27 protein-coding genes are annotated in these 25,521 nt (G+C 71.2%); 11 read left to right on the top strand and 16 right to left on the bottom strand.

Annotated features, from left to right (window positions below):
• Positions 1-132 precede the first annotated feature (132 nt).
• The 9 genes from ACFW5B_RS30175 to ACFW5B_RS30135 all read right to left on the bottom strand — a co-directional run bounded on the left by ACFW5B_RS30175 (position 133) and on the right by ACFW5B_RS30135 (position 11,771).
• Positions 133-756: a TetR/AcrR family transcriptional regulator gene (locus ACFW5B_RS30175; protein ID WP_386446444.1), complete on the bottom strand. Its 624-nt coding sequence runs from the start codon at positions 754-756 to the stop codon at positions 133-135.
• Positions 744-1,529, bottom strand: coding sequence for an enoyl-CoA hydratase family protein (locus tag ACFW5B_RS30170; protein ID WP_386446441.1), 786 nt, complete (start codon positions 1,527-1,529; stop codon positions 744-746). The genes ACFW5B_RS30175 and ACFW5B_RS30170 overlap by 13 nt, the downstream gene beginning before the upstream one ends.
• Complete coding sequence (locus ACFW5B_RS30165) at positions 1,526-3,115, bottom strand: 4-coumarate--CoA ligase family protein (RefSeq protein WP_386446439.1); 1,590 nt, start codon at positions 3,113-3,115, stop codon at positions 1,526-1,528. Before ACFW5B_RS30165 ends, ACFW5B_RS30170 begins: the two co-directional genes overlap by 4 nt.
• Before the next feature lie 94 nt (positions 3,116-3,209).
• Positions 3,210-4,373 carry an acyl-CoA dehydrogenase family protein gene (locus tag ACFW5B_RS30160; protein WP_386446436.1) on the bottom strand — a complete coding sequence of 388 codons (1,164 nt, stop codon included), beginning with the start codon at positions 4,371-4,373 and terminating at the stop codon, positions 3,210-3,212.
• 198 nt (positions 4,374-4,571) lie between these two features.
• Entirely contained in the window at positions 4,572-6,491 is a 1,920-nt protein-coding gene (locus ACFW5B_RS30155) for a biotin carboxylase N-terminal domain-containing protein (RefSeq protein WP_386446434.1), read from the bottom strand.
• A 7-nt stretch (positions 6,492-6,498) separates the two neighbouring features.
• Positions 6,499-8,097, bottom strand: a complete 1,599-nt coding sequence (locus ACFW5B_RS30150) for an acyl-CoA carboxylase subunit beta (RefSeq protein ID WP_386446431.1) — start codon at positions 8,095-8,097, stop codon at positions 6,499-6,501.
• Positions 8,094-9,797 (bottom strand): acyclic terpene utilization AtuA family protein, encoded by a 1,704-nt coding sequence (locus ACFW5B_RS30145; protein ID WP_386446450.1) that lies wholly within the window; start codon positions 9,795-9,797, stop codon positions 8,094-8,096. Before ACFW5B_RS30145 ends, ACFW5B_RS30150 begins: the two co-directional genes overlap by 4 nt.
• A 95-nt stretch (positions 9,798-9,892) precedes the next feature.
• On the bottom strand, positions 9,893-10,696 hold the full coding sequence (locus ACFW5B_RS30140; RefSeq protein ID WP_386446428.1) for a TIGR03084 family metal-binding protein: 804 nt from the start codon (positions 10,694-10,696) through the stop codon (positions 9,893-9,895).
• 199 nt (positions 10,697-10,895) lie between these two features.
• Entirely contained in the window at positions 10,896-11,771 is an 876-nt protein-coding gene (locus ACFW5B_RS30135) for a DMT family transporter (protein WP_386446447.1), read from the bottom strand.
• A gap of 213 nt (positions 11,772-11,984) precedes the next feature.
• Between ACFW5B_RS30135 and ACFW5B_RS30130 the strand changes: the two genes are divergently transcribed.
• The 4 genes from ACFW5B_RS30130 (at position 11,985) to ACFW5B_RS30115 (ending at position 14,791) form a co-directional block, all read left to right on the top strand.
• Positions 11,985-12,851: a LysR family transcriptional regulator gene (locus ACFW5B_RS30130; RefSeq protein ID WP_386446425.1), complete on the top strand. Its 867-nt coding sequence runs from the start codon at positions 11,985-11,987 to the stop codon at positions 12,849-12,851.
• A gap of 278 nt (positions 12,852-13,129) precedes the next feature.
• Complete coding sequence (locus tag ACFW5B_RS30125; protein ID WP_386446422.1) at positions 13,130-13,573, top strand: hypothetical protein; 444 nt, start codon at positions 13,130-13,132, stop codon at positions 13,571-13,573.
• Between the two features lie 182 nt (positions 13,574-13,755).
• Positions 13,756-14,250: a nuclear transport factor 2 family protein gene (locus ACFW5B_RS30120; RefSeq protein ID WP_386446419.1), complete on the top strand. Its 495-nt coding sequence runs from the start codon at positions 13,756-13,758 to the stop codon at positions 14,248-14,250.
• 154 nt (positions 14,251-14,404) lie between these two features.
• Entirely contained in the window at positions 14,405-14,791 is a 387-nt protein-coding gene (locus tag ACFW5B_RS30115) for a VOC family protein (protein ID WP_386446416.1), read from the top strand.
• A 97-nt stretch (positions 14,792-14,888) separates the two neighbouring features.
• Here ACFW5B_RS30115 and ACFW5B_RS30110 read toward each other — a convergent pair whose 3' ends face one another.
• Genes ACFW5B_RS30110 through ACFW5B_RS30100 form a run of 3 tightly spaced genes read right to left on the bottom strand, consistent with a single transcriptional unit; the run spans position 14,889 to position 17,765 of the window.
• A complete protein-coding gene (locus ACFW5B_RS30110; RefSeq protein WP_386446413.1) occupies positions 14,889-16,097 on the bottom strand; it encodes a cytochrome P450 in 1,209 nt (402 codons plus the stop codon).
• A 13-nt stretch (positions 16,098-16,110) separates the two neighbouring features.
• Positions 16,111-17,484, bottom strand: a complete 1,374-nt coding sequence (locus ACFW5B_RS30105; protein WP_386446410.1) for an NAD(P)/FAD-dependent oxidoreductase — start codon at positions 17,482-17,484, stop codon at positions 16,111-16,113.
• Positions 17,481-17,765 (bottom strand): ferredoxin, encoded by a 285-nt coding sequence (locus ACFW5B_RS30100; RefSeq protein ID WP_386446408.1) that lies wholly within the window; start codon positions 17,763-17,765, stop codon positions 17,481-17,483. The genes ACFW5B_RS30105 and ACFW5B_RS30100 overlap by 4 nt, the downstream gene beginning before the upstream one ends.
• A 182-nt stretch (positions 17,766-17,947) precedes the next feature.
• On the opposite strand from ACFW5B_RS30100, the gene ACFW5B_RS30095 reads away from it, so the two are divergent.
• Positions 17,948-18,607, top strand: a complete 660-nt coding sequence (locus tag ACFW5B_RS30095; RefSeq protein ID WP_386446405.1) for a TetR/AcrR family transcriptional regulator — start codon at positions 17,948-17,950, stop codon at positions 18,605-18,607.
• 150 nt (positions 18,608-18,757) lie between these two features.
• Positions 18,758-19,450 (top strand): hypothetical protein, encoded by a 693-nt coding sequence (locus ACFW5B_RS30090; protein WP_386446402.1) that lies wholly within the window; start codon positions 18,758-18,760, stop codon positions 19,448-19,450.
• A gap of 134 nt (positions 19,451-19,584) precedes the next feature.
• Here the strand turns inward: ACFW5B_RS30090 and ACFW5B_RS30085 are convergent, their stop codons facing one another.
• Positions 19,585-19,995, bottom strand: a complete 411-nt coding sequence (locus ACFW5B_RS30085; RefSeq protein WP_386446399.1) for a hypothetical protein — start codon at positions 19,993-19,995, stop codon at positions 19,585-19,587.
• A 410-nt stretch (positions 19,996-20,405) separates the two neighbouring features.
• Positions 20,406-20,585, bottom strand: a complete 180-nt coding sequence (locus ACFW5B_RS30080; protein ID WP_386446396.1) for a hypothetical protein — start codon at positions 20,583-20,585, stop codon at positions 20,406-20,408.
• 300 nt (positions 20,586-20,885) lie between these two features.
• On the opposite strand from ACFW5B_RS30080, the gene ACFW5B_RS30075 reads away from it, so the two are divergent.
• From ACFW5B_RS30075 to ACFW5B_RS30060, 4 genes are all read left to right on the top strand, one after another.
• A complete protein-coding gene (locus ACFW5B_RS30075; protein ID WP_386446393.1) occupies positions 20,886-21,143 on the top strand; it encodes a hypothetical protein in 258 nt (85 codons plus the stop codon).
• Positions 21,118-21,645 (top strand): DUF6879 family protein, encoded by a 528-nt coding sequence (locus ACFW5B_RS30070; RefSeq protein ID WP_386446390.1) that lies wholly within the window; start codon positions 21,118-21,120, stop codon positions 21,643-21,645. Before ACFW5B_RS30075 ends, ACFW5B_RS30070 begins: the two co-directional genes overlap by 26 nt.
• Positions 21,646-21,666: 21 nt before the next feature.
• Entirely contained in the window at positions 21,667-22,521 is an 855-nt protein-coding gene (locus ACFW5B_RS30065; protein WP_386446388.1) for a helix-turn-helix domain-containing protein, read from the top strand.
• Positions 22,522-22,598: 77 nt separating this feature from the next.
• On the top strand, positions 22,599-23,231 hold the full coding sequence (locus tag ACFW5B_RS30060; RefSeq protein ID WP_386446385.1) for a DUF5753 domain-containing protein: 633 nt from the start codon (positions 22,599-22,601) through the stop codon (positions 23,229-23,231).
• Between the two features lie 88 nt (positions 23,232-23,319).
• Here the strand turns inward: ACFW5B_RS30060 and ACFW5B_RS30055 are convergent, their stop codons facing one another.
• Both ACFW5B_RS30055 and ACFW5B_RS30050 read right to left on the bottom strand, forming a co-directional pair.
• A complete protein-coding gene (locus ACFW5B_RS30055) occupies positions 23,320-23,526 on the bottom strand; it encodes a DUF397 domain-containing protein (RefSeq protein ID WP_386446382.1) in 207 nt (68 codons plus the stop codon).
• A gap of 15 nt (positions 23,527-23,541) precedes the next feature.
• Complete coding sequence (locus ACFW5B_RS30050) at positions 23,542-24,360, bottom strand: helix-turn-helix domain-containing protein (protein WP_386446379.1); 819 nt, start codon at positions 24,358-24,360, stop codon at positions 23,542-23,544.
• Between the two features lie 252 nt (positions 24,361-24,612).
• Here ACFW5B_RS30050 and ACFW5B_RS30045 point away from each other — a divergent pair, with 252 nt between their 5' ends.
• Complete coding sequence (locus tag ACFW5B_RS30045) at positions 24,613-25,086, top strand: ATP-binding protein (RefSeq protein WP_386446376.1); 474 nt, start codon at positions 24,613-24,615, stop codon at positions 25,084-25,086.
• The last annotated feature ends 435 nt before the right edge of the window (positions 25,087-25,521 follow it).

The raw sequence follows: 25,521 nt of genomic DNA, 5'->3' as shown, positions 1-25,521 counted from the left end.
CCCCGCGCAGCGGACCCCCGCCCGCCGCAGGCGACACGGCGAGGGCACCGCGAAGCGGGCCACAAACGGCGAGCAACCACCACGGCGGAAAAGCCAAAAACGTGGGCTGCCAGCAAAGCGCAGCCTGGGCAGCTACCGGGAGAGCTGGGAGTCGATGATGCGGGCCCACTCCTCGACCACCCGCGCCCGCCGGGCCGAATCGTCGGTCAGCAGGTTCGCGAGGCCCAGCCCACGGGCCATGTCCAGAAGTCCCTGGACCGTCTCCCGGACGCCGGGCACCGTTTCGTCGGCCTCCAGGAGCGCCACCGCCGTGCGATGCGCCTCGCGGCCGACGCGGGACTCCAGGGCGGTGACCCGATCGCGGAGTTGCTCCTCGTCGGAGGCGGCCACCCACAGGTGGAGCGCGGCGCGGAAGAGCGGGCCCGTGTAGAGGCCGACGAGTTCCTGGACGACGATGCGGGTGCGGGCGACGGAGCCGGCCGGCGGCAGGTTGCCGGCGACGGCCTTGACGGCGGTTTGGCGCTTTTCCGCGACATGTTCGACGGCGGCCGTGAAGAGGTCCTCGCGGGTGCGGAAGTGGTGCTGGGCGGCGCCCCGGGAGACGCCGGCCCGTTCGGCGACCACGGAGACCGTGCTGCCGCTCCAGCCGCGTTCCGCCAGGCAGGAGACGGCGGCCTCCAGCAGTTTGAGGCGGGTGGCCCGGCTGCGTTCCTGCTGGGGCTGCTTGGGCCCGCGGGCGGGGGTCAGCGCGCCCATGCGGGGGCCCGTCGCTCCAGGAAGGCGGTCATGCCCTCGCGGGCCTCGGCGGAGCCGAAGAGCCGGGCGGACTGTTCGGCGAGCGCCTCGGTGTCGCGGTCGAAGGCGGCCAGCACCGGGGCGGTGACCAGCTGCTTCGATTCGGCCAGGCCCTGGGGGGAGCCCTTGCGCAGGCCGTCCAGTACGGGCGCGAGGCCGGTGTCGACGTCGTCGGCGGCGAGGGTGACCAGGCCGATCCGGGCAGCCTCCGCCGCGCCGAACTTCTCGCCGGTGAGGTAGTAGCGGCCGGCCGCCCGGGGGTCCAGGCGCGGCAGCAGCGGCAGGGAGATGACGGCGGGGGCGAGGCCGAGGCGGGCCTCGGTGAAGGCGAAGGTGGCGTCCGGGCCGGCCGCGGAGATGTCGCAGGCGCCGAGCAGGCCCAGACCGCCGGCCCGGACGTGTCCGGTGACCCGGGCGACGACCGGTTTGGGCAGCTCCACGATCGCGCGCAGCAGACGGGCCAGGCCCAGCGGGCCGTCCTTCGCGGTGCCCGCGGTGGCCTCGGTGAGGTCCGCGCCGGCGCAGAACGTGCCGCCGGTGTGGGTGAGGACGACGGCGCGGGTGTCGTCGTCGGCCGCGGCGTCCGTGAGTGCCTGGTGGAGTTCGGCCACCAGACGGGTGGAGAGGGCGTTGCGGTTGTGCGGGGAGTCCAGGGTGAGGGTGGTGATGCCGCGTTCGTGGGAGCGCGGGACCAGGGGTGTGGCGGGTGCGTCGGTGATGGAGGCGTCGGTCATCGGGGCGTCGAGCTCCTTTCCCTGGCGCGCAGTTCGCGCCGCAGGATCTTTCCGGTGGTGGCGCGCGGCACGCCGGCCAGGAATTCCACGCGGCGCACCTTCTTGTACGGGGCGACCCGTTCGGCAACGTACGCGATCACCTCGTCCTCGCTCAGCCGGGCCCCCCGCTGCCGCACCACGAACGCCTTGGGCACCTCGTTGCCGTCCTCGTCCAGGACGCCGATGACCGCGGCGTCGGCGATCGCGTCATGGCCGAGCAGCAGCGCTTCGAGGTCGGCGGGGGCGACCTGGAAACCCTTGTATTTGATCAACTCCTTGACGCGGTCGACGACATGGAGCCAGCCGTCGCCGTCGGTCCGGCCGACATCTCCGGTGTGCAGCCAGCCGTCGGGGTCGATCATCGCGTCGGTCTCGGCGGGCCGTCCCAGATAGCCCTTCATGACCTGGGGGCCGCGGATGAGGATCTCGCCGGTCGCCCCCGGGCCCACGTCCTCGCCGGTCTCCAGGGACACCAGACGCATCTCGGTGTTGGGGAGCAGCTTGCCGACGGCGCCGGGCGGCGGGTTGGGCGCGTCGAGGGGGACGCAGTGGGTGCCGGGCGAGAGTTCGGTCATGCCGTACCCCTGGAGTACGGGCGGCAGGCCGAGACGGCGGGAACAGGCCGCGGCCAGGTCGGCGTCCAGGGGTGCCGCGGCGGAGACCAGGTAGCGCAGGGAGGAGAGGTCGTAGTCGGCGACCAGGGGGTGTTTGGCGAGGGCGAGCACGATCGGGGGTGCGATGTAGACGGCGGTGATGCGGTGCTGCTCGATGGTGGCGAGGAACTGCCGCAGGTCGAAACGGGGCAGGACGACGACGGTGGCGCCGTTGCGCAGCGGGGCGTTCATCAGCGCGGTCAGCCCGTAGATGTGGAAGAACGGCAGCACGGCCAGTACCCGGTCGTCGGGGCCGTTGGAGATCAGCGGGGCGAGCTGGGCGAGGTTGGTGGCGATGCTGCGGTGGGTGAGCATCACGCCCTTGGGGCTGCCGGTGGTGCCGGAGGAGTAGGGCAGTGCGGCCAGGTCGTGGGACGGGTCGAGGGTGACGGACGGTTCCGGGTCGGTGCAGGCGGCCAGGTCTCTGACGGAGCGGTGGCCGGGTGCGCTGTCGCAGACCAGGATCTCGGCGATCCGGCCGGTCCGCCGGGCGGCAGCGCGGGCGGTGTCCAGCAGCGCCGACACGGTCACGATCCAGCGGGCCCCGGAGTCCCGGAGCTGCTGGGTGAACTCGCCCTCGGTGGCCAGCGGATGGACGGTGGTGACCGCCGCCCCGCAGCGGGAGGCGGCGTAGAACACGACCGGGAAGAGCACGGTGTTCGGGCTGTGCAGGGCCAGCACATCGCCCTTGCGGACGCCGGACGCCGCCAGGGCGGCCGCGATCCGGCGGCTGAGGCGGTCCAGTTCGGCGTAGCCGATGGTGGTGCCGTCGAGGCCGTCGATCAGCGCGGGCCGGTCGCCGTGGTCCGCCGCCCGCCCGAGGACGGCCTCGTGGATCGGCAGCTCTACGGGGGTGACGTCGGCGTACTCGCTGTGGAACACGTGGAACACCATGCCTGGGCCTTCCCTTCGGCGGGGGTGCGGCGGGTGCGGCGCCGCCCCGCCGGCCGGGACGGGCCGCCCGGCCGGCTCGGTCAGCATCCCGTCCTCAGTACGACTTGGGCAGCCCCAGGGACTGGTGCGAGACAAAGTTGAGGATCATTTCGCGGCTGACCGGCGCGACCCTCGCCACCCGGGCGGCGGTGATCATCGAGGCGAGACCGTACTCCTTTGTGAGGCCGTTGCCGCCGAGGGTGTGGACGGCCTGGTCGACGGCGTGCACCGCGGCCTCGGCCGCCGCGTACTTGGCCATGTTGGCGGCCTCGCCCGCGGCCAGGTCGTCGCCCGCGTCGTAGAGGTGGGCGGCCTTCTGCGTCATCAGCCGGGCCAGCTCCAGTTCGATATGGGCCTGGGCGAGCGGGTGGGCGAGGGCCTGGTGGGCGCCGATCGGCTGCTGCCACACCTGGCGGGTACGGGCGTAGTCGACGGCCCGGCCGAGGGCGTGGCGGCCCATGCCGAGGGCGAAGGCGGCGGTCATGATCCGCTCCGGGTTGAGGCCGGCGAAGAGCTGGAGGAGTCCGGCGTCCTCGTCGCCGACCAGCGCCTCGGCGGGCAGCCGTACGTCGTCCAGGGTCAGTTCGAACTGCTTCTCCGGGGCGGAGAGTTCCATCGCGATCGGGCTGCGGCCGAAGCCGGGGGTGTCGCGCGGCACGATGAACAGGCACGGCTTGAGGCGGCCGGTCCGGGCGTCCTCGGTGCGGCCGACGATGAGGGTGGCGTCGGCGATGTCGACGCCCGAGATGAACACCTTGCGGCCGTTGAGGACCCAGTCCGTGCCGTCACGACGGGCGGTGGTCGTGATGCGGTGCGAGTTGGAGCCGGCGTCCGGTTCGGTGATGCCGAAGGCCATCTTGCGGGTGCCGTCGGCGAGGCCCGGGAGCCAGGCCCGCTTCTGGTCCTCGGTGCCGAAGCGGGCGATGACCGTGCCGCAGATGGCGGGCGAGACGACCAGCATCAGCAGCGGGCAGCCGGCGGCGCCCAGCTCCTCCAGCACGAGGGCCAGTTCGACGATGCCGCCGCCTCCGCCGCCGTACTCCGTGGGGAGGTTGACGCCGAGGTAGCCGAGCTGGGCGGCCTCCCTCCAGAGTTCGTCGGTGGGGGTGCCCTCCGCCACTACGCGGGCGAAGTATTCCCGGCCGTAGCGGTTGCCCAGGGCAGCGACGGCTTTGCGGAGGGCGCGGTGTTCCTCGGATTCGATCGTCGGGGTTCCCATGGGGGTCTCCTCGGGGTCGTCGGTTCCGGTGGCGGGTGCGGTTGCGTTCGCGCTTGCGGTTGCGGGTCCCGTTGCGTTGCCGGGTGCGGCGCCGTCTCCCGCCTTCGGCGGTGAGGGGTGAGTGGGGGTGGGGCCCGGGTGTGTGGGGCGGGCGGTGTCGGGGCCTCCGGTGAGGGGCAAGACCCGGGTGCGTCGTGGTCAGTCCGTGACGACGGCCAGGAGGGTGCCTACTTCGACCTGTTGGCCGGGCTCGACGGGGAGGGTGGTGAGGGTGCCGGCGGTGGGGGCGGTGATCTTGTGTTCCATCTTCATGGCCTCCAGCCACAGCAGGGGGCGGCCGGCCTCGACGCGGTCGCCCTCGGTGAGGCCCGGGGCGATCCGGACGACCGTGCCGGGCATCGGCGCCAGCAGGGAGCCGGGTTCCGTACGGGCGGTGGGGTCGGGGAAGCGGGGCAGTGCGGTGAAGGTGTACGCGCTGGGGGCGGTGGCGCCGCCCGGCAGTGGTGGGGAGTCGACATGGACCCGGTCGCCGTGGCGGGTGACCGTGAACGGGCGTCGTAGTCCGTCGACTTCGAGCACGACCTCGTCCGGGCCGTGGGCGAGGAGCCTGATGCCGGGGAAGTCGTCGGCGTGCAGGCCCTCCCGGCCCAGGCGGTAGCGAATGGTGTGCTCGGTGTCGCCGCAGGCGTAGGTCTTGGTCTGGGGGCCGGAGGGGACGTTGCGGAAACCGCCGAAGCGGGAGCGGCCGTGGGCGTCGGCGAGGGCGGCGGCGAGCGCGAAGACCGGTGCGCCGTCGGCGTCGCTGCGGGTCAGTTCGGCGAGGTGGCGGTCGTAGAAGCCGGTGTCCAGGGCGGCGGGGGCGGTGAACTCCGGGTGGCGCAGGGAGCGGACGAGCAGGTCGCGGTTGGTGACCGGGCCGTGGATACGGGCCCGCTCCAGGGCGCCGGCCAGCTTCCGTACGGCCTCGTCCCGGGTCGGTGCCCAGGCGATGACCTTGGCCAGCATCGGGTCGTAGTGGACGCCGATGGTGTCGCCGTCGGTGACGCCGGAGTCCAGCCGGACGCCGTCGGGCAGCGCCAGCCGGTGCAGGGTGCCGGTCTGCGGCTGCCAGCCGGCCGCCGGGTCCTCGGCGTAGAGCCGCGCCTCGACGGCGTGCCCGTGGGGCGGCGGCGGTACGGCGTCCAGGGGGCGGCCCTCGGCGATGCTCAGCTGGAGGGCGACCAGGTCGAGGCGGTGTACGGCCTCGGTGACCGGGTGTTCGACCTGGAGGCGGGTGTTCATCTCCAGGAAGTACGCCCGTCCGGTGCGGTCGACGAGGAACTCGACGGTGCCCGCGCCGCGGTAGTCGATGGCGCGGGCGGCCCGCTCCGCGGCCTGATGGAGGGTGGAGCGCAGTTCCACGGACAGTCCGGGGGCCGGGGCCTCCTCGATGACCTTCTGGTGGCGGCGCTGGAGGGAGCAGTCGCGGGTGCCGAGGGTCCAGACCGTCCCGTGCCCGTCGGCGAGGATCTGCACCTCGACATGGCGTCCGCCGACGACGTAGGGCTCGACGAACACCTCGCCGTCACCGAAGGCCGCCGCCGCCTCCGCCGCCGCGGCCTTCAACTCGCCTTCCAGCGCTTCCGGTGCGGTGACGATGCGCATACCGCGGCCGCCGCCGCCCGCCGCGGCCTTCACCAGCAGCGGCAGTTCGGCCGCGGTGACCTGGCCGGGGTCGACGGGGGCCAGCAGCGGCACCCCGGCCCGGTCCATCAGCTCCTTGGCGCGTGTCTTGGAGGCCATTGCCTCGATGGCGGCCGGTGGCGGGCCGATCCAGGTCAGGCCGGCGTCGGTCACCGCCGTGGCGAAGCCGGCGTTCTCGGAGAGAAAGCCGTAGCCGGGGTGGACCGCGTCGGCGCCGGCCGCCAGGGCGGCCCGTACCAGCAGGTCGGCGCGCAGATAGGTGTCGGCCGGGGCGTCGCCCGGGAGCCGTACGGCGGTGTCGGCCTCCCGGACGTGCGGGGCGCCGGCGTCCGCGTCCGAGTGCACGGCGACGGTGGAGATGCCCAGTTCGCGGCACGTGCGGAAGACCCGCCGGGCTATTTCGCCGCGGTTGGCGACGAGGAGGGAACGGATCACTTCTGCCTCACATCCGGAAGACGCCGAAGCCGCCCCGTGCGCCCTCGACCGGGGCGTTGTGGAGGGCGGACAGGCACAGGCCGAGGACGGTGCGGGTGTCGCGGGGGTCGATGACGCCGTCGTCGTAGAGCCGCCCGGACAGGAACATCGGCAGCGACTCCGACTCGATCTGCTGCTCGACCATCGCGCGCAGCCCGGCATCGGCCTCGTCGTCGTACGGCTGTCCCTTGGCGGCGGCCGAGGCCCGGGCGACGATCGAGAGCACCCCGGCCAGCTGCTGGGGTCCCATGACGGCCGATTTGGCGCTCGGCCAGGCGAACAGGAAGCGGGGGTCGAAGGCGCGGCCGCACATGCCGTAGTGGCCGGCGCCGTAGGAGGCGCCCATGAGGACGGAGAGGTGCGGGACCTTCGAGTTCGACACCGCGTTGATCATCATCGCGCCGTGTTTGATGATGCCGCCCTGCTCGTACTCCTTGCCGACCATGTAGCCGGTGGTGTTGTGGAGGAAGAGGAGGGGGATGTCGCGCTGGTTCGCCAGCTGGATGAATTGCGCGGCCTTCTGGGACTCCGCGCTGAAGAGAACGCCCTGCGCGTTGGCGAGGATGCCGACCGGGTAGCCGTGCAGCTCGGCCCAGCCGGTGGTCAGGCTCGTCCCGTACAGCGGTTTGAACTCGTCGAAGTCCGAGCCGTCCACGAGCCGGGCGATGACCTCGCGGGGGTCGAACGGCGCCTTGAGGTCACCGGGGACGATGCCCAGCAGCTCTTCCTCGTCGTACTTCGGGGGCGTCGCCGGGCCCGGATCGGGCTGTGGTTTGCGGTGGTTGAGGCGGGCGACCACCCGCCGGGCCTGGCGCAGCGCGTCCGGTTCGTCCACCGCGAAGTGGTCGGCGAGCCCGGAGGTGCGGGCGTGCATCTCGGCGCCGCCCAGCGACTCGTCGTCGCTCTCCTCACCGGTGGCCATCTTCACCAGCGGCGGACCGCCCAGGAACACCTTCGCGCGCTCCTTGACCATGATGACGTGGTCGGACATCCCCGGGACGTACGCGCCGCCCGCGGTCGAGTTGCCGAAGACCACGGCGACGGTCGGGATACCGGCCGCGGACAGCCGGGTGAGGTCCTTGAACAGCGCCCCGCCCGGGATGAAGATCTCCTTCTGGCTGGGCAGGTCGGCGCCGCCGGACTCGACGAGCGAGATCACCGGGAGGCGGTTGGCGAAGGCGATCTCGTTGGCCCGCAGCGCCTTCTTCAGCGACCAGGGGTTGCTGGCGCCGCCGCGCACCGTCGCGTCGTTGGCGGTGATCAGGCACTCCACGCCCGCGACCGTGCCGATGCCGGTGACCAGCGAGGCGCCGACCTGATAGTCGCTGCCCCAGGCCGCCAGCGGCGACAGCTCCAAAAACGGGGTGTCCGGGTCGACGAGCAGCTCGATCCGCTCCCGGGCCAGCAGTTTGCCGCGCTTGCGGTGCCGGGCGACGTACTTCTCACCGCCGCCCGCGGTCGCCTTGGCGTGTTCGGTCTCGATCTCCGCCAGCTTCGCGAGCATCGCCGTACGACGCTCCGCGTACTCGGCGCCCGACGGGTCGAGCCCGGTTCCGAGCACGGTCACCACAACACCTCCGGTAGGTCCATGTGCCGCGAACGCAGCCACTCCCCCACGGCCTTGGCCTGGGGATCGAACCGGGCCTGCGCGGCGACGCCCTCGCCGAGCAGCCCGTCGACGACGAAGTTGAGCGCCCGCAGATTCGGCAGTACGTGGCGGTCGACCGGCAGGTCCGCGGTTTCGGGGAGCAGTTGCCGGAAGCGCTCGACGGTCAGCTCGTGCGCCAGCCAGCGCCAGGCCGGCTCGCTGCGGGCCCACACCCCGACGTTCGCCGAGCCGCCCTTGTCGCCGCTGCGGGCTCCGGCGACCCGGCCGAGCGGCCCGCGCCGGGTGGCCCCGGCGGGCAGCGGCTCGGGCAGCGGCGGATCGGGAAGTCGCGTCAACTCCCTTGCTTCGGGCGCCGGTTGGATGCCGATACGGATGCCGTCCGGCAGCACGGCGAGGTGCGGTACCTCGGCCGCGGCGACCGGCGCCGCCTCGAAGACCCCGTAGGGGGTGCCCTTGCCGGGCGGTGCGGTGACATGGAAGCCGGGGTAGCTGGCCAGCGCCAGTTCGACGGCGGCGCCGCTGACCGCCCGCCCCACCGCGTCCTGGTCGGGGTCCCGCACCACGAGGCGCAGCAGTGCGCTCGCCTCCTCCTGGACCGCCGCGTCATCCCGGTCGGTGCGGGCCAGCGTCCAGCGCACCTCGGCCGGGCGGCGCTCCGCGGCGTCGAGGGCCGCCTCCATCTGCCGGCGGACCAGCGCGGCCTTGGCCGGTACGTCCAGCCCGGTCAGTACGAAGGTGACCTCGTTGCGCCAGCCGCCGAGGCGGGTCAGCCCGGCCTTGAGGTCCGGCGGCGGCGCCTCACCGCGTACTCCGTCGATCCGGACCCGGTCCGGCGCCTCCTGGGTCAGCCGTACGGTGTCCAGCCGCGCCGTCACGTCCGGCCCGGGGTAGCGGGCCCCGGCCGTCTCGTACAGCAGCTGGGCGGTGACCGTGCCGGTGGTCACCGCGCCGCCGGTGCCCGGGTGCTTGGTGATCACCGAGCTGCCGTCGGCGGCGATCTCGGCGAGCGGGAAGCCGGGACGCAGCAGGTCGTGGGCGTCGAAGAAGGAGTAGTTGCCGCCGGTGGCCTGGGTTCCGCATTCCAGGACGTGCCCGGCGGCCACCGCACCGGCCAGCTGGTCCAGATCCTCCGGCCGCCAGCCGAAGTGCGCCTGGGCCGCGCCGCTGACCAGCGCGGCATCGGTGACCCGCCCGGTCACCACCACATCGGCACCGGCCCGCAGACAGGCGGCGATGCCCCCGCCGCCCAGGTAGGCGTTGGCGGTCAGCACCCCCTCGCCCCACCCCCCGCGGGCCAGCAGGTCATCGCCCTCCACATGCGCCACGGAGACCGGCACCCCGGCCTTGTCCGCCAACTCCCGTACGGCCTCGGCGAGTCCGGCCGGATTCAGTCCGCCCGCGTTGGCGACGATCCGCACCCCGCGCTCGACGGCCAGCCCGAGCCCGTCCTCCAACTGCCGCAGAAAGGTCCTGGCGTAGCCGCGGGTGGGGTCCTTCAGCCGGTCCCGGCCGAGGATCAGCATGGTCAGCTCGGCGAGATAGTCCCCGGTCAGCACGTCCAGCGGCCCGCCGGTGAGCATCTCGCGCAGCGCGTCGAAGCGGTCGCCGTAGAAGCCGGAGGCGTTGCCGACGCGGAGGAGGGCGGGGTCGGCGCCGATGGGGCGGAGGGGGTGGGTGAGGTCTGTGGGGCCGCCTTGGCCGGCGGGATCTTCCTCGCCCGCGCGGTCCCCCACGCCGCCTATGTGGCCGCCGCTCATGAGGCACCGCCACGGGACGACGGTTCGCGGCCCTTCCCCGGGGGTCCCGCGAAGGCCTGCGCGATCTCCAGCCACCGCTGTGCGTCCGCCCCTTCGGCACGCAGGGACGGCAGATCGGCCCGGTGCGCCCGCTGCGTCACCAGCAGGCAGAACTCCAGCGCCTCACCGGTCACCCGCTGCCCGGCCGCCGGCGGCCCGTACTCCCACACCGTGCCGTCCGGCGCCCGCAGCTCGACCCGGAACTCCTCGGCGGGCGGGGTGAGCTGGTGCGCCGCGAAGGAGAAGTTGCGGGCCCGTACGCCGATCCGGGCGACATGGCGCAGCCGGGCGGTGGGGGTGCGGGTGACACCCAGCGCGTCGGCGACGTCCTGGCCGTGCGCCCAGGTCTCCATCAGCCGCCCGGTGGCCATCGACGCCACGCTCATCGGCGGGCCGTACCACGGCAGTTTCTCCCCCGCCGGCCGCTCGCCGAGCACCCGGAGCAGCTCCTCGCGGCCGGCCCGCCAGTCCGCGAGCAGCTCCGCGGGCGGCGTCCGCGCACCGGCCTCGGCGGCCTCGTCGACGAAGGTCAGCGGCGCGGCGAGGGCCTCCTGCGCGGCGCGCGTGAAGCCCTCCGGGTCGGTGGCCGAGCACAGCGCCTGCCGGTCGGTCCAGGCCAGATGGGCGATCTGGTGGGTGACGGTCCAGCCCTCGGCGGGCGTCGGGGCCGCCCAGCGCTCGGCCGGCAGCCCGGCGACCAGTGCGTCCAACTCCTCGCTCTCCGCCCTGAGATCCGCCAGTACGGCGCCGGGATCGGACACGCGACACTCCCCTCATCCGCCCAACTCCCGTGTGAGCGAGGCGGGTTGGCATACGACGACGGCCGCGGCGAAGCGCTGCGGCCGTACGGGTGCGGTGTGGTGCGGGTGCGTTCCGAGCGTGGCAGCGCCACCGGAAACAATCAAGCACGCCTGCATGATTTTTTGGTCGGGAAACGGGCCGCACCCGGCGGCCCGTTGGTCAGCTGTGTGCCCCCGCGCTTCGTACGGCCCCCACGCTCGCGATCACGACCAGGCCGATCGCCACCACCTCGGCCCAGCCCAGCGCCTGGTGCAGGACGAGGAAGCCGGCGGTGGCCGCGGCGGCCGGCTCCAGGCTCATCATCACCGCGAAACCGGCGGCCGGCAGCTTGCGCAGGGCGAGGAGTTCGAGGGTGTAGGGCAGGACGGAGGACATCAGGGCGACCGCGGCGCCCAGCCCCAGCGTGACCGGGTCGAGCAGTGCCGAGCCCGCGCTCGCGACGCCGAACGGCAGGCTGAGCAGCGCCGCGACGGTCATCGCCAGGGCCAGCCCGTCCGCCTGCGGGAAGCGCTGTCCCGTACGGGCGGAGAGCAGGATGTACGCGGCCCACAGCCCGCCGGCCGCCAGCGCGAAGCCCGCTCCGGCGAAGTTGAGCCCGTCGAGTCCCTCGCGTCCCAGCAGCACCACACCGCCCAGTGCCAGCGTCGCCCACAACAGGCTCAGCATCCGGCGGGAGGTCGCCACCGACAGGATCAGCGGCCCGAGGAACTCCAGGGTGACCGCGGCGCCCAGCGGGATGCGGTCGATGGCCTGGTAGAAGAGCGAGTTCATGCCGGCCAGTGCGACGCCGAAGGCCAGCACCGTGGCCCAGTCGCCCCGCGCATGCCCGCGCACCTTGGGGCGGCAGAAGACCAGCAGCACCAGCGCGGCGACCACCAGCCGCAGGGTGACCACGCCCAGCGCACCGGCCCGCGGGAAGAGCAGCACCGCCACGGACGAGCCGAACTGCAGCGAGACGATGCCGCCGATGACCAGCGCCACCGACCCGATCCGCCCGCGCGCACCCGCCGCGCCGGCCTGTGCCTCCGCCGTCAGGACCTCGGGCGAGGGAGGTATCGGGTGCACCGGCCCCGCGCCGTCGCCGGGCGCGGTGTGAACGGATGGGGCGGACGGTGCGGACGGGGTGGGGGTGGCGGGGGTGCCGCCACCGGGGCTGGGACTCTCCGGCGAAGCATTCACGCCACCACGCTACGGCTCCCGCTTCCGGTCCGTGAAATGCCTTTTCTCCTGTTGTTATGCTCCGCACGCATGAGCATCGAGCTGCGTCATTTCCGCTGCTTTCTCGCCATCGCCGACACCCTGAGCATCACCCGCGCCGCCGAGCGGCTGCACCTGACCCAGCCCGCCGTCTCCCGCACCCTGCGGCAGCTGGAACAGGCCCTGGGCGTCCACCTCGTCGACCGCTCCACCCATCACCTCGTGCTCACCCCCGACGGCCTGTCCTTCCGCGACCGGGCCGCGGTCGCGGTGTCCGCCTTCGACCGGGCGCTCGGCTTCGCCCGTGGCGCCGCCTGGCCGCTGCGGCTCGGCCACGCCTGGTCGGCCGCCGGTACGGACACCACCGCGCTGCTCCGCCGCTGGCACGAGGAGCACCCGGCGACCCCGCTCGAACTCCTCCGCATCGACGACCGCACGGCCGGACTCGCCCGCGGCGACGTGGACGCGGCCCTGCTGCGCGGTGAGGTCCGCGCCCCCGGCCTGGTCACCGAGCGGCTGACCACCGAGCCCCGGGTGGCCGGGCTGCCCGCCGACGACCCGCTCGCCGCCCGCACCGTCCTCTCTCTCACCGAGCTCACCGACCGCACCATCGCCCTCAACACCGTCTCCGGCACCACCACCCTCGACCTGTGGCCCGCCGCCGCCCGCCCCACCTCGACGATCACCATCGGCAACACCGACGACTGGCTGGCCGCCATCACCGGCGGCCGCGCCGTGGGCGTCACCACCTCCGCCACCGCCGAGATGCACCCCCACCCCGCCATGGCCTACGTCCCCCTCACCGACGCCCCGCCCGTCCCCGTCGTCATCGCCTGGCGCGACGGCCCGGGGCACCCACGCATCCCGGATCTGATCCGGCTGGCGCATGAGGTGATGGGGCGCCACGACGGACCGTGACGCGCTGCGGCGGCACCGATACGGGGGTGAGGGGGCCTCGGCGGTACCGGAACCGAGGCGGGGCGGCCATCCCTGAGACCCGGCCGGGCATCCACTACGGGACGGCCCCGACAGGTCCCTGACAACGACCGGGGGCGCGTCTCGTTCGCGTGGACGACGAGGCGGCGGCAGACGGACCGGACCCTGGATACGGCTTCTTGACCGCCGCCATCCCGTACGCCACGGCCTGCGGGGCGCCGGCGCCAGGACCGTCAGCGCACCCACCAGAGAGGATCGCCGTGAGCACCCCGGGACCGGACTCCGTCGCGCCGCCCGCCGGAGACATGCGTCATCCGCGCATCCGGCAGGCATTACGCAGCACCGAACTCCTCGTCGGCTGCTATGCCGCGCTCAGCGCGCTCACCCTCGTCGCCATCATCCTGCTGCGCCATCACCCCGACCTCGTCACGGACGCGGTGTGGGTGCGCGTCTCCATCGTGGTCGCCACCTCGCTGCTGATGGTCTCGTTCGCGGCACGGACGCGCCGCGGCCACAGCCGGTCCTACCTGCGGCTGCGGCTGGCATCCGGCATCATGCTGTCGGCCATCGCGGTCATCCTCGTGCTGCCCGGCACGTTCCCCCTGTGGCTGAAGGCCGAACAGGGCGTGTGCGGTGTGCTGTTGCTCGGCGTCGTCCTGATCGTGAACGGCAAGCGGATGCGGTCGGCGTTCGCCACCGGGTAGCGGCGACCGGCCCCGGCCGGTGTCCGGGCCTGACCGGGTGTCCGGCACCCAGCCACGCCCCGTCCTGGCTGACCGGCCGCCGACGGCACAGAGTTGGCCCACCCCGGCGCACCCGGCCGACACCAGCACTCCGTGCTCCCGCCGCCGGCCGCCGCCGTCCGCGATCCCCCGGAGGAGCAGCCGTGTCCGACTTCCCGTCCGCCTCCCCCGGCACCGACGAGACCCTCGCCCGACGCCTGCAGCGTCTGGAGGACAAGGAGTCCCTGCGTGCGCTGATGATCCACGGCTGGCGGGCGCTGGACCGCAAGGACTGGCGTGCCTGGATCGAGTGCTGGGCCGAGGACGCGGTCCTGGAGTTCGGTCCGTGGGAGTGGATTCACGGCAGGGAGGCGATCCTGGCCAAGGTCGTCGAGGCCGAGGCGGCGTACGCCGGCATGCAGCACCACATCCTCAACATGGACTTCGAGGTCCGGGGCGACCGGGCGACCGGCGTCGGCTACATGTGGTTCGTGGCCGTCGCCGATCCCGGCCGGACCGACTCGCCGTACGCCATGGGCGGCCCCTACGACTGGGACTTCGCCCGGGACGGCGGCGGTTGGCGCCTGACCCGCCAGCGGCTCGGCGTCTGGTGGACCACCGGCGAGGACACCCTCCGCTCCTTCACCACGGCTGACTAGGGCGCGTTCCGACGGTCGGTCGGCGCGTGCTCCCGTGCGATCCAGGACGCTTGCTGTCCTAGATCCCTTTTAGCGTGGGAGACGCCGGGGCGGAACACCCATTCCTCCCGAAGAGGCGATTGTTTCCATTTGCCGCTACCGCAAGGAGCATGTCGTGCATTTCGTTTCGATCCGCGTGATCACCGAGGACGTGGAACGCCTGGCCCGTTTCTATGAGCAGGTCACCGGCGTCTCGGCGGTGCGCCCTGCACCTGTCTTCGCGGAGCTGGCCCTGCCGTCCTGCGCCCTCGCCATCCAAGCGAAGGCGACACTGGAATTCGGGGCCGCTGCCGATAATCACTCCGTCATCATCGAGTTCCGTGTCGAGGACGTCGACACCGAGTACGAGCGGCTGAAGCCGCTGGTCAGCGAGTGGATACAGGAGCCGACCACGATGCCCTGGGGTAACCGCTCGATCCTGTTCCGCGACCCCGACGGCAACATCGTCAACCTCTTCACACCGGTCAGCGAGGAAGCCATCGCAAGGTTCAGCGGCCGTTGATGAACGCGGCTGAAGCCCGTCGGCAGCGAGCATGACGTTGTCTCACTCGGCGGGCCGGCGGGAGCTGGAGGACTCCCGACTCGACCGCCGAGGGCCGTCACGGAGTGAGCTGGTCGAAGGCGACCAGGAGTTGTTCCGGGCCGCGCAGGATGGCGTTCTCCCGGTACGGCGGCGGGTCGGTGACCAGGCGCGGCGACTGGAGCCTGCGGGCGAGGGCGGTGAGTGCTATCTGCGCCTCGGCGCGGGCGAGGGTGGCGCCGACGCAGTAGTGGATACCGCCGCCGAAGCCGAGATGGGCGTTGTCGCCGCGGTCGGGGACGAACCGTCCGGGGTCGTCGAAGCGGGTGGCGTCGCGGTTGCCCGCGGCGAGCAGGAGGCGGATGCGGGAGCCCTTGGGGATGGTGGTGCCGGCCAGGTCGATGTCGGCCAGGGCGCTGCGGCCGGACATCTGCACCGGCGGGTCGTAGCGCAGCACCTCCTCCACCAGCGGGGTGGCCAGGTCGGGATCGGTGCGCAGCCGGGCGAGGGCGTCGGGGTTGCGCAGCAGGGCGAGGGTGCCGTTGGCGATGAGGTTGACGGTGGTCTCGTGGCCGGCGATCAGCAGCAGACCGAGGGTGACGCGCAGCTGGACCGGGCCCATCACGTCGTCGGGGTCCTGGTGGAACATCAGGCCGGACAGCAGGTCGGATCCGGGATTGGCACGACGCTCGGTGATGAGCCCCTCCAGGTACTGGATCAACTCGCCGCGTGCCTGGTCCAGTTCGCGGAGTTCTTCCTCGGTCTGGGTGTCGACGGGGTCCAGGCCCCGGGTGAGGCGGCGGGCGATGCTGCCGAAGAGCGGCTCGTCCTCGCGGGGCACGCCGAGCAGTTCGCAGATCACCGTGACCGGCAGCGGGTAGGCGAGATCGGCGACGACGTCGAGCTGCCCGGGGTGGTCGCTGGTGTGGGCATCGAGAAGCCCGGCGACCAGTTCGCCGAGATGGTCGCGCATGCCCATGATCCGGGGGATGAACTCGTCGGTGACCACGCGGCGCAGCTGGTCATGGAGCGGCGGGTCCTGGAGGAGCAGGCTCCTGGCGCCCTTCGGGGCCTTGTTCTGCGGGTCGAGCCGGTCGGCGCTGCAGCGCGGGTCGTGCAGCAGCTGCCTGATCTCCCGGTAGCCGCCGACCAGCCAGGAACCGTCGTCCATGCGCAGGACCGGCTCCCGGCGTAGCCGGTCGTAGAACGGATAGGGGTCGGCGCGGTGCTCGTACCGCAGGACCTGGGCGAAGAGGCCGGTGGCCGAAGGTGCGGTGGAAGTCGTCATGGGAGGTCTCCGTTCACCGGTGTGCGGTCTGGGCGGGGGCGAGGGCTGAGGGCGTGCGGATGGCGTGCTCCGGGGCGCTGCCGGCATCACGGCCGGGGAAGCCGGCGTCGAGGGGGTCGAGCCGGTCCGGTCCGTCGGTGGCGCCCAGTTGGGGCGGGAACGGCGCGCGGGCTTCGATGAGGGCCGCGTAGCCGTCCAGCACACGCGGCGAGTCGACCGCCACGACACCGATCAGCCTGCCCTTGCGTCCGTACGCGGCGACGAACCGCCGCTGGTCGAGCGAGCCTTGCGTGACGACGACCTGATCGGCGACCGCGGGCACCCCGACGGACTTGAGGTAGCGGCCGAACTGCTGGGACCAGAAGGCGGGCAGCGGCTGGTGGGCGCGCCGTTCACCCGGCCCATGGGTGAGGTTGTACGCGGCGGTGCGGGCCTGGGCGAGGGCGTTGTCCCAGTGGTCCAGGCGCAGCAGCCGCCCGGGGTAGAGGGGGTGCGGCCAGCGGGCGACGTCCCCGGCGACGAAGACCTCCTCGACCGGGCTGCCGTCGGTGGCCACGGCCCGGCAGTCCCCCTCGCTCACCACGCCGCGGTGGTCGACGGCCAGCCCGGAGCCGGCCAGCCACTCGGTGTTGGCCACGGCGCCGGTGGCGATCACCGCCACCTCGACGCCCATCACCGTGCCGTCGGACAGCACCGCGCGCCGCAAGCGGCCGGAGGCATCGCCTTCCAGGGCCCGAACCGTGGTGTTCAGCCGCAGGTCCACCCCGGCCTCGCGGTACCAGTCGGCGGCGGCCCGTCCGACCACCCCGCCCAGCGCACCGGCCAGCGGGGCCGCACTGCGCTGCGTCACCGTCACGGCGATCCCCAACTCGCGGCAGGAAGAGGCCACTTCGCCACCCGTGAAGCCGGCGCCGACGACCAGCACCCGGCGCGGACCGGCCGCCAGGGCACCGCGCAGCCGCTCGGCGTCCTCGCGGGTACGCAGCACATGCACACCCTCCAGGCCACCACCGGCCTCAACGGGCCAGCGGCGCGCCCGGGTACCGGTGGCGATCAGCAGCCGGTCGTACTCGATCCGCCGCCCATCGGCCAGCGCCACCCGGCGGCCGGACACCTCCAGCCCGGTGGCAGGGGTACCCAGCAGCCAGCGGGCGCCGATGTCGCGGACCCGGGGCAGCACGATGTGGTCGCACGTCAGCCGCCCGGACAGCACCGCCTTCGACAACGGCGGCCGGTCATACGGCTCGTGCGGCTCGTCCCCGATCAGGGTCAGCTCCCCGGCGAACCCCTCATCACGGAGGGCTTCGGCGGCACGCAACCCGGCCAGCGAAGCGCCGACCACCACGACCCGGCCGGTACGCAGTCCCGCTGCGCCCGACGCGGTCACCGGCCGTCTCCGCACGCGACGGGGGCGGACTCGGTGACGCCGCACGGTACGGGAGCGGGCTCGGTGGCGCCGCTGAGCGTGATCGCCCGGACCGGGCAGGCCGCGGCGGCTCGCTCCACCTCACGGCGGACGCCGGGGCCGGGCGCGTAGTCGTACTCCAGCGATTCCTCCCCGTGGAACCGGAAGACCGTCGGGGCGGCGTAGACGCACTGTCCGTAGCTCTGGCAACGGTTCAGGTCCACCACCAGCCGCAGGGGCTGCGGCAGCGGCTTCGTGATCATCTCTCTTCCCTTTCCTCGCTGGTCAGGGGGGCAACGGCGGCGGCGCCTGCACCATGCGCGGCGGGCCACCGACGGGCCCCGAACTGCGATAGCGATCGACATTCAAATAGTGACCGCTATCCAGACTGTACACACTATTCGAGCGTTGACATAGCAATCCCTATCTGAATAACCTCGGCAACATGAACGCTGAGAGCGCTGAACCCGCCCGCCGACGCCTGAGCCGGGCGGAGGCCAAGGCCCGCACCCGGTCGCTGCTGCTCGACGCGGCGGCCCGGGTCTTCGCCCGCAAGGGCTTCACCGGCGCCTCCGTGGAGGAGATCGCCGAGGCGGCGGGATTCTCGATCGGCGCGCTGTACTCGAACTTCGGCAACAAGGAAGCGCTCTTCCTCGAACTGCTCGCCGACCGCCAGACCGACCGCATCGCCGAGGCCGCCCAGGCACTGGAGCGTCACCCGTCCGGTACCGGCGAAGCCGCCGCCGAACTCGGACGGCTGCTGATCGACGTCGCCGACAAGGACATCGACTTCGCGCCGCTCCAGGCCGAGTTCTGGCTCTACGCGGTCCGCAACCCCCAGGTCCTGGACACCATGGCGGCCAACCTGCGCACCCCCCGCCGCGCGCTGGAGCAGGTGATCAGCACGTCCCTGGCCCAGCGGAACGCCCCCACCGAGGTCTCCACCGAGGCCGTGGCCACCGTGGTGGCGGCCCTCTTCACCGGCCTGGTGCGCCAGCGGCGCATCGACGCCTCCAGCGTGCCCGAGGAACTCTTCGGAGAGGCCCTGAAGTGGCTCTTCACCGGCATCACCGCCGGCGGGACGGCCCCTTCCGACCCGGCGTGACCCCACCCGGGCGACCCGCCATCCGCAGGAGCGCCCCACCCCGGCAGCAATGACGGCACGTCACTGCGCCTGCTGTGGGACGTCGGCACGTACACCGACGCCCCACAGCGCCCCGTGAACGCCTCCCTGCTCCCCGAAGGAACCACCTTCATGAACGCTCACCACAAGACCCCGGAACCCGACGGCCCCGCAGGGTCCGCCGCCGCCCGCAAACTCCGCACGCGCTATGTCTGCATCGGCCTCTGGACGGCGTTCACCTGGAGCGGCGAAGGCAACGCGCCGGCCTGGGAACACGCCCTGCGCACCCTCGTCGTCCTGCTGATGCTGCCGCCCCTCCTCCTGTGGGCCAACCGCCGCCTCACCCACAAGCTCTACGAGAGCGCGCACCCAGGACGGGTCATAGCCCAGCTGATCACGGCCAGAATCGTCATCGTCACGGCCGCCTTCGGCACCAGCATCGGGCTCGGCTACCTCCTCGACCCGCACACCAGCCGCTCCCCGGTCCTGCCGGCCGTCGGCTTCGCGCTCCTCCTCCTCAGCATCCCCGCCCAGATCCGCCACGCCCACCGCACCCGGACCCGCACCACCCACCCCGCGACCCGGCCCGCCCTCTCCGCACCGCGCCTGATGATCGCCAAACTCACCCTGGTCGCCGCCGCCCTGGTGACCCAACTCCTCCTCACCCCCTACCTGGCCGACGCCACCTACGTCGTCGCGGCAGCCCTCTTCCTCACCACCGCCGCCCTGGGCCCCAGGGTCCACCGCAGCTTTCTGGTCACCCAGCCCGCGACCACGAACGAGGAGCGAGAGCGGGAGCAGGAGCAGGAGCGGGTCGCGGCCTGAGGGGCTGCGTTTCTTTCCGGCCCCTGGGCGCTCGTCGGCCCCGCCCTGGACGGTTACGGATCACCTCCCGGCAGATCAGGCCCCTGCGGATCACCTCCCGGCGGCTCACGTCCCTGCGAATCACCTACCGGGGACTACCGCAGCAGCGGACATGCTCGATCCGGCCGCGCCCGGTGCGGACTACAGGCGATCAGATTCAGCGAGAGGAACCGCCCTCCGCTCACCCACCAGCCCCCGACCCGGTCCTCACCGGCGGACAGGGCCCGTACGGTCTCCTCGTACGACGGTTCCGGCGGGTACGAGCCCACGAAGAGCCCGCCGTAGTGCCCGAGTTGCGCGGCGTACCAATCAGCCGCCTCCTTCGGCTCCTCGAACGTCACCTCGATGCGGGCGGCCGGCTTCAGCAGCCAGTCCGCGCACTCCAGCGGCATCACCTGGGCGGACCGGAACTCCGGGTGATCCGGCCGGCGGTGCGCGTCCCCCGGCTTCACGAGGACGTCGCCGCTGCCGAGCCATACATAGGCGTGGTGGTGAGGTCCGGCCATCTCGCTCCCTGATGTCACACGTTCCACTCGGTGAACTGGTCCGAGTGGGCGGCCCCCACCCGAGGTCCGGGCCGGGGCCGCCCACGCTTCACGGACTACTGACGGCCACAGCCCTGCCCGTCGCCGCAGCCGCCGTTGGGGTTGCCTCCCTGGTTGTCGTCCTCGTCGCCGCCGTACTTGACCGGGTCGAGGCGGTAGCGCATGGTCATCTCCTCGGGTGCTGAGTCGACGCACGGTCGGTCCGCGCGTCGTCGTGCACTTGCGAGGGCCCCTTAGCGGGCCCACCCGCCCCGGCCGTGTCCTGCCAGGGAATGGCGGCCGGGGCGGGAGTCTTCGTCAGCGCCGCCCTGTACCGGCCGGCGGACCTACGGGCGGCCGTACCTACGCCGGGCCCGTTCGATACATCGCACTCACGGCTCCGCCCGGTGCCTCGCCCGATGGCGCGCGATGAGGACCTGAAAGTCGGTCACCTTGCTGAAGTCCCGGGCAGCTGCGGCCTGCTTGCGGCCGTGTTCCAGGTCGCGGCAGGCCCTGCACTCCTGCGTGACGGCAGCAGCCGCGGACGTGGGGCGGGATCCCGAGATGGCCATGCGCACCCCTCCATCGGGCGTCGTCGGACCGAGCGCGGCGCCGTCTCCCTCCGACGGGACGGGGCTACGCCGGATGACGACGCTAGAGGCGTCAGGCATGCCGTTTCCATCAATGTGCAGTGATGTGCAGAGAGCCACACATACAGGTGAGTTGACTGCTTTTCATCTCTCGCAATGGTGGTGCACATCAGCGCACATTGCGGAGCCTGAAGCCAGCGGACCGTTAGGGCCTACATGCCACCGGCACCGGCCGCGGGGCGCCCTCTGTTGCCCCTGCTCAATCCTTCACTGGAGGCTGACATGCACCTACAGTTCATCGGAGTCGACCCGGACTCAGACATCGACGAGTCCCCGACCGCTTGGGTGGACCTTGAGAACGCGGACATCGTGATCCAGAGCTACACGGCCAACGACGCCACGCGAGCCCAGTGTGCGCAGAACAATGCGCCCGGGCACGCCCAGCTCATCCCTGACCACGAGTCGGTCATCCGTGTCCCCGCCCGGCTGGTACCGATCCTGAGGGAGGCGTGCGATGCCGCAGAACGTGCCAAGCTTTAGTAGCATGTTGGAGGCCGCTGAGCACTCAGCGGTGCACCTCGAAATGCGCGACTCCTATGGAGTCAGCGGCGAGACCAATGACTTCACCACCTGGCAGCGAACCGGTCAACGTGACATCGACCGCGACTCGGCCCACTGGGCCCCCTGGGTCAGCCTGATCTCGCGAGCCGTCTCTCGTGGCGTCAGCGTCCGGAGGGCACGCATCGTGTCCGAGCCGGTCTCCGATTACATTCGGTTCGAGCACACCGGGACCACTGTCAATCTCTCCGCCGGAGAAGAGGTTCGGTGGCTACCCCGACGACGTGCCTCCGACATCGCTCTGCCGGGAAACGACTTCTGGCTCTTCGACGGCCACCTGATCCGGTGGAATCACTTCGCTGGTAACGGTTCCTCAGGAGGACCGGAAATCGCCGACGACCCGGCCACGGCGAAGCTCTGCTCGGAAGCCTTCGAGGCTGTGTGGGCACGCGCCGTCCCGCATGAACGTTACGAAATCCACTAGCAACAGCCACCTCACTCCCTCATGCCCCCTTCCCCTTCCTCGTCCGCGCAAGCCGCACGCGAAGCTGTCGCCGTGCGGCTGCGCGACCTCCGAAAAGGGGCAGGCCTGACGATCACCGACCTGGCCACTCGGTGTGGCTGGCACCATGCCAAGACATCCCGCATCGAGAACGCCCGTACCGCGCCATCTCCCAACGACATCAGACTGTGGTGCGACGCTTGTGGCGCAGAGGACGAGGCGGTCGGCCTGATCGGTCTGTCGCTGCACGCCGAGTCGATGTACAGCGAATGGCGCCACCAGGTGCGCGACGGTCTCAAACAGTTGCAGAACCGCTCCGTGCGGTTCTTCCGTCAGACAACGCTGTTCCGGGTCTACTCCTCAACCCTCGTCCCTGGCCTACTGCAAACCGAGGGCTACGCGACCGGGGTGCTGCGGAAGGCCGCCGAGTTCCGAGATTTGCCCTTCGACGACAGCGTGGAAGCCGCGCAAGCACGGGTCGAGCGCTCCCGCGTCATTCACGAGCCTGGACACCGATTCGTACTGCTCATGGAGGAGGCGGTACTCCACTACCGCGTCGGGGACGGGGACGCGATGGCCGGCCAACTCGGCTCCATTCTTACGGCCGGTTCCCTGCCGTCCGTGTCGCTCGGGATCATTCCCCAGGCAATCCACGACCGTGTGCTGGGGCCACGCGAGACTTTCCATATCTACGACGACAAGCTGGTATCAGTCGAGTTGGTGTCAGCGCGGGTAAGGGTCAAGCAGCCCTCCGAGGTTTCTCTCTACCTCAAGGCCTTTGAGCAGTTGCGCGGCATGGCCGTGTACGGCGCCGAGGCGCGGACGCTCATCCAAAAGGCGCTCGAAGCGTTGAATTGAATCCGCAATGCCTTCACGCTCAACCTCCACCATTTCGCAATGCAGACGAACGCAACCACACGATAGGTGCTCAACCAGTGGCCACAGAGCAGCAGAAGTTCAAGGAATTCGAACCCCAGATTCGCCCCTGGCGAAGTCAACTATCCTCGGGACACCGCCCGGTGCAAGAGAACTGGTACGCCACAATCAAGCAGACCAGCATGGTACGTGCGTGGGAAGAAGCCATCGTCGATGGCATGCTTCAGACGGCCGACTACGCGCGGCACATCTTCCTCCACTACGCGGAATTGCGGAACTCTCCTCGGGATACGGACGAAGCTGTCCTCGCCAGGATCAAGCGCCAAGAGATGCTCCATCAGCCGGGCCGGAAATTCCACATCCTTATGTGGGAGGCGGTACTTCACGCGCAGATCTGCCCGCCCGCGGTACTCGCCGACCAACTCGACCACCTTGCAAGCGTAATGGACATGGATTCACTGGAGCTGGGAGTAGTACCTTTCCGCGCACCGCTGAGGATCCCAGCAGCAAATTCCTTCCTCATCCTGGATGATCGGGTGGCGGTTACCGAGGACTGGCACGCGGAACTTTGGCTGGACGACACAGACACCATCGCGACATACAGCAAGGTCTGGAACACGCTCCAAGAGTCCGCCGTGTACGGCGCGGAGGCGCGGGCGCTCATCCTGAAGGCGCGCGAGGCGTTGCGCTGAGCCCTCGTGTGACGGCAAGTGCCCCCTGGGTCAAGTGCTTGACCCAGGGGGCACTTTCTTACCTAGCGTCAGCCTCGCGCCCGCAGCGTCAAAAGGCCGTGTGATGGTCTTCCTTGAGTTTCGCCAGGAATGAAGTCCACGCACCCGTGCCGAAGACCAGAGGAGGGCCGGCGGGGTGCTTGCTGTCGCGTACGGGAACGACGCCCGGAAGGCCATCACCGATTTCTACACACTGACCGTTCGCACTGCTGCGGCTGCTCTTCCGCCACGCTATGCCGGAGAGGTCGTAGCCCATTCCAAATACCTCTTCTCATTCTCTCGCTGCTGCAACCTTAGCCAGCAGGGCAGCACTGTCGTTCGGCCCCACGGCCACGGCTTGCAGATGCTCGAACATCGACTTGTAGCGCCGCATCTCCGCCTCTGACTCCAGGAACAGATCGCCCGCCGGGGTGTCCACGTAGACCAGCTCTGGGTCCGCAGGGTCCGGGAAGTCCATGTGCACGAAGCTTCCAGGCATACCTGCGTGCGCACCCTTGTCGAAGGGGATCACCTGGAACGTGACGTTCGGCTCTTCCATGAGGCGGAGCAGGTGACGCGCCTGCTCCTGCATCACCTCGCTCCCTCCCACCACGCGACGCAGAGCCGCCTCATCGACAATCGCCCAGAGCTGTAGCCGGTGCTCTTTACTGAGCAACGCCTGTCGCTCCATACGCGCCTGGACTCGCTGCTCCACCTCTTTATGACTGGCGGCCGCCCACACCCCTTTGATGACCGCGCGGGCGTAGCTCTCGGTCTGCGTGAGACCGGGGAGAAACAACGACTCATAATTGCGCACCGTGCGAGCTTCGGCCTCAAAGCCGATGTACGCCGTGTACTCCTCGGGCAGCTCCGAGTGGTACGGACGCAGCCAGCCCTGATCGTTGGAACCGGCCTGAATGGCCAGGAGGTCGGCCCTCTGCGCTTCGGTCGCCTCGTACAGATCGAGCAAGGCGATCAGCGTCCGCTTCTGCGGTCGGGCGCGTGCCTTTTCGATTCGATAGAGCGTCGCCGCGTTGATCCCCTTCTCCTCCGTGACCTCCTCACGGGTCATCTCCGCAGCCGCACGAAGCCGACGCAGCTCCGCGGCCAACCGCCGGAGTCTGACGGTTGGGGGATGTTGTCGCTTGTCCGCCACATGCGGTCCCTTCGATGGCTCGGCGATACCGCGAGTCTGGCGACCACCACGGCTCAACTCAACCCAGTTCGAACACGATGAAGCAGTTCGCAATCATTGCGTTCTCATTGTGAGCGAGTGCACTCTATGCGTAACATCGCTGAGCGTTCAAAGTTCGTAACGCACAAGTGACCTTGACAATCCGTCATGCGCCGCAAGGGGATAGCCATGTCCGCACGCGCCCGACCAGTAGCAACACGACTCACAACCAACCCGCTGCCCGCTGCTGCCCACCGCTTCCCCGGCGACAGACGGTGTCCCGGTCAGGCCCGTCGGGCACTCCGGCAGCAGCTTGAGATCTGGCCCATCGATGGCGAACTGGCCGACTCCGCCGAGCTGTTGTTGTCCGAGCTGGTCACCAATGCCGTGCAGGCGCAGGCGTCCGACGCCCCGCATGTCGGTGTCCGGTTCGTGTGGTCGGGCGGTCACCTCCGTCTGGAGGTGCAGGACGCGAGCGGCGAACTACCTGTGATGAACGACGCCAAGGAGGACGACGAATGTGGGCGTGGATTAGTGCTGGTGGACGCCTTGGCAAGTGGCTGGGGGATCGACCGGGGCGCCACCGGAAGGACCGTGTGGGCCGAGTTGGCCGTCTGCAACGTCTCGGCGTCATGCGGAGCAGCGGCGCTGCACAGCCCCTGACGGCTCCGACGCCCGTGGCCTACCGGGCGCAGGCCACGGCCCACTATCCGGGCGGCCCCTCGATCGACCTCGGCGGCTGCACCTCGTACGCGCCGGGACGGGCCCTGGGCTGGGTCCGGGCGCGGGCGGAGCATGTGGCGCAGCAGTTAGGCGCTCCGTATGACGGTCTGGTGCATGCGTGGCTGGAGGATGCGGCCGGGTACCGGTGGGCGAGGGACGGCCTCGCTGCCGGAATCCCCGTCGTCATCCGGGCAGTTGACGCGGAGGGATGCACCTACTCGCTCACCGCGCGTCCGGCCGTCCAGGCCCGCACCGCGCCCCCCGTTCGCGCCCCTCACCTTCGGGGGGCGGCATGACGCGCGAGGCAGCTTCGAGCCTCCTCACTCGGGCTTCTGGTGCGAGCGGTTCGCGTATTCTCCGTGCAGGCGGATCGCC

This window comes from Streptomyces sp. NPDC058773 (genome assembly GCF_042746015.1).
Taxonomy (GTDB): domain Bacteria; phylum Actinomycetota; class Actinomycetes; order Streptomycetales; family Streptomycetaceae; genus Streptomyces.
This window is presented reverse-complemented; position numbering and strand designations above follow the sequence as displayed.

Bases quoted from the DNA above. Each gene is read 5' to 3' on its own strand.
- ACFW5B_RS30175 (WP_386446444.1), bottom strand. From the start codon at position 756: ATGGGCGCGCTGACCCCCGCCCGCGGGCCCAAGCAGCCCCAGCAGGAA.
- ACFW5B_RS30170 (WP_386446441.1), bottom strand. From the start codon at position 1,529: ATGACCGACGCCTCCATCACCGACGCACCCGCCACACCCCTGGTCCCG.
- ACFW5B_RS30165 (WP_386446439.1), bottom strand. From the start codon at position 3,115: ATGGTGTTCCACGTGTTCCACAGCGAGTACGCCGACGTCACCCCCGTA.
- ACFW5B_RS30160 (WP_386446436.1), bottom strand. From the start codon at position 4,373: ATGGGAACCCCGACGATCGAATCCGAGGAACACCGCGCCCTCCGCAAA.
- ACFW5B_RS30130 (WP_386446425.1), top strand. From the start codon at position 11,985: ATGAGCATCGAGCTGCGTCATTTCCGCTGCTTTCTCGCCATCGCCGAC.
- ACFW5B_RS30110 (WP_386446413.1), bottom strand. From the start codon at position 16,097: ATGACGACTTCCACCGCACCTTCGGCCACCGGCCTCTTCGCCCAGGTC.
- ACFW5B_RS30100 (WP_386446408.1), bottom strand. From the start codon at position 17,765: ATGATCACGAAGCCGCTGCCGCAGCCCCTGCGGCTGGTGGTGGACCTG.
- ACFW5B_RS30095 (WP_386446405.1), top strand. From the start codon at position 17,948: ATGAACGCTGAGAGCGCTGAACCCGCCCGCCGACGCCTGAGCCGGGCG.
- ACFW5B_RS30090 (WP_386446402.1), top strand. From the start codon at position 18,758: ATGAACGCTCACCACAAGACCCCGGAACCCGACGGCCCCGCAGGGTCC.
- ACFW5B_RS30085 (WP_386446399.1), bottom strand. From the start codon at position 19,995: ATGGCCGGACCTCACCACCACGCCTATGTATGGCTCGGCAGCGGCGAC.
- ACFW5B_RS30080 (WP_386446396.1), bottom strand. From the start codon at position 20,585: ATGGCCATCTCGGGATCCCGCCCCACGTCCGCGGCTGCTGCCGTCACG.
- ACFW5B_RS30075 (WP_386446393.1), top strand. From the start codon at position 20,886: ATGCACCTACAGTTCATCGGAGTCGACCCGGACTCAGACATCGACGAG.
- ACFW5B_RS30070 (WP_386446390.1), top strand. From the start codon at position 21,118: ATGCCGCAGAACGTGCCAAGCTTTAGTAGCATGTTGGAGGCCGCTGAG.
- ACFW5B_RS30065 (WP_386446388.1), top strand. From the start codon at position 21,667: ATGCCCCCTTCCCCTTCCTCGTCCGCGCAAGCCGCACGCGAAGCTGTC.
- ACFW5B_RS30055 (WP_386446382.1), bottom strand. From the start codon at position 23,526: ATGGGCTACGACCTCTCCGGCATAGCGTGGCGGAAGAGCAGCCGCAGC.
- ACFW5B_RS30045 (WP_386446376.1), top strand. From the start codon at position 24,613: ATGTCCGCACGCGCCCGACCAGTAGCAACACGACTCACAACCAACCCG.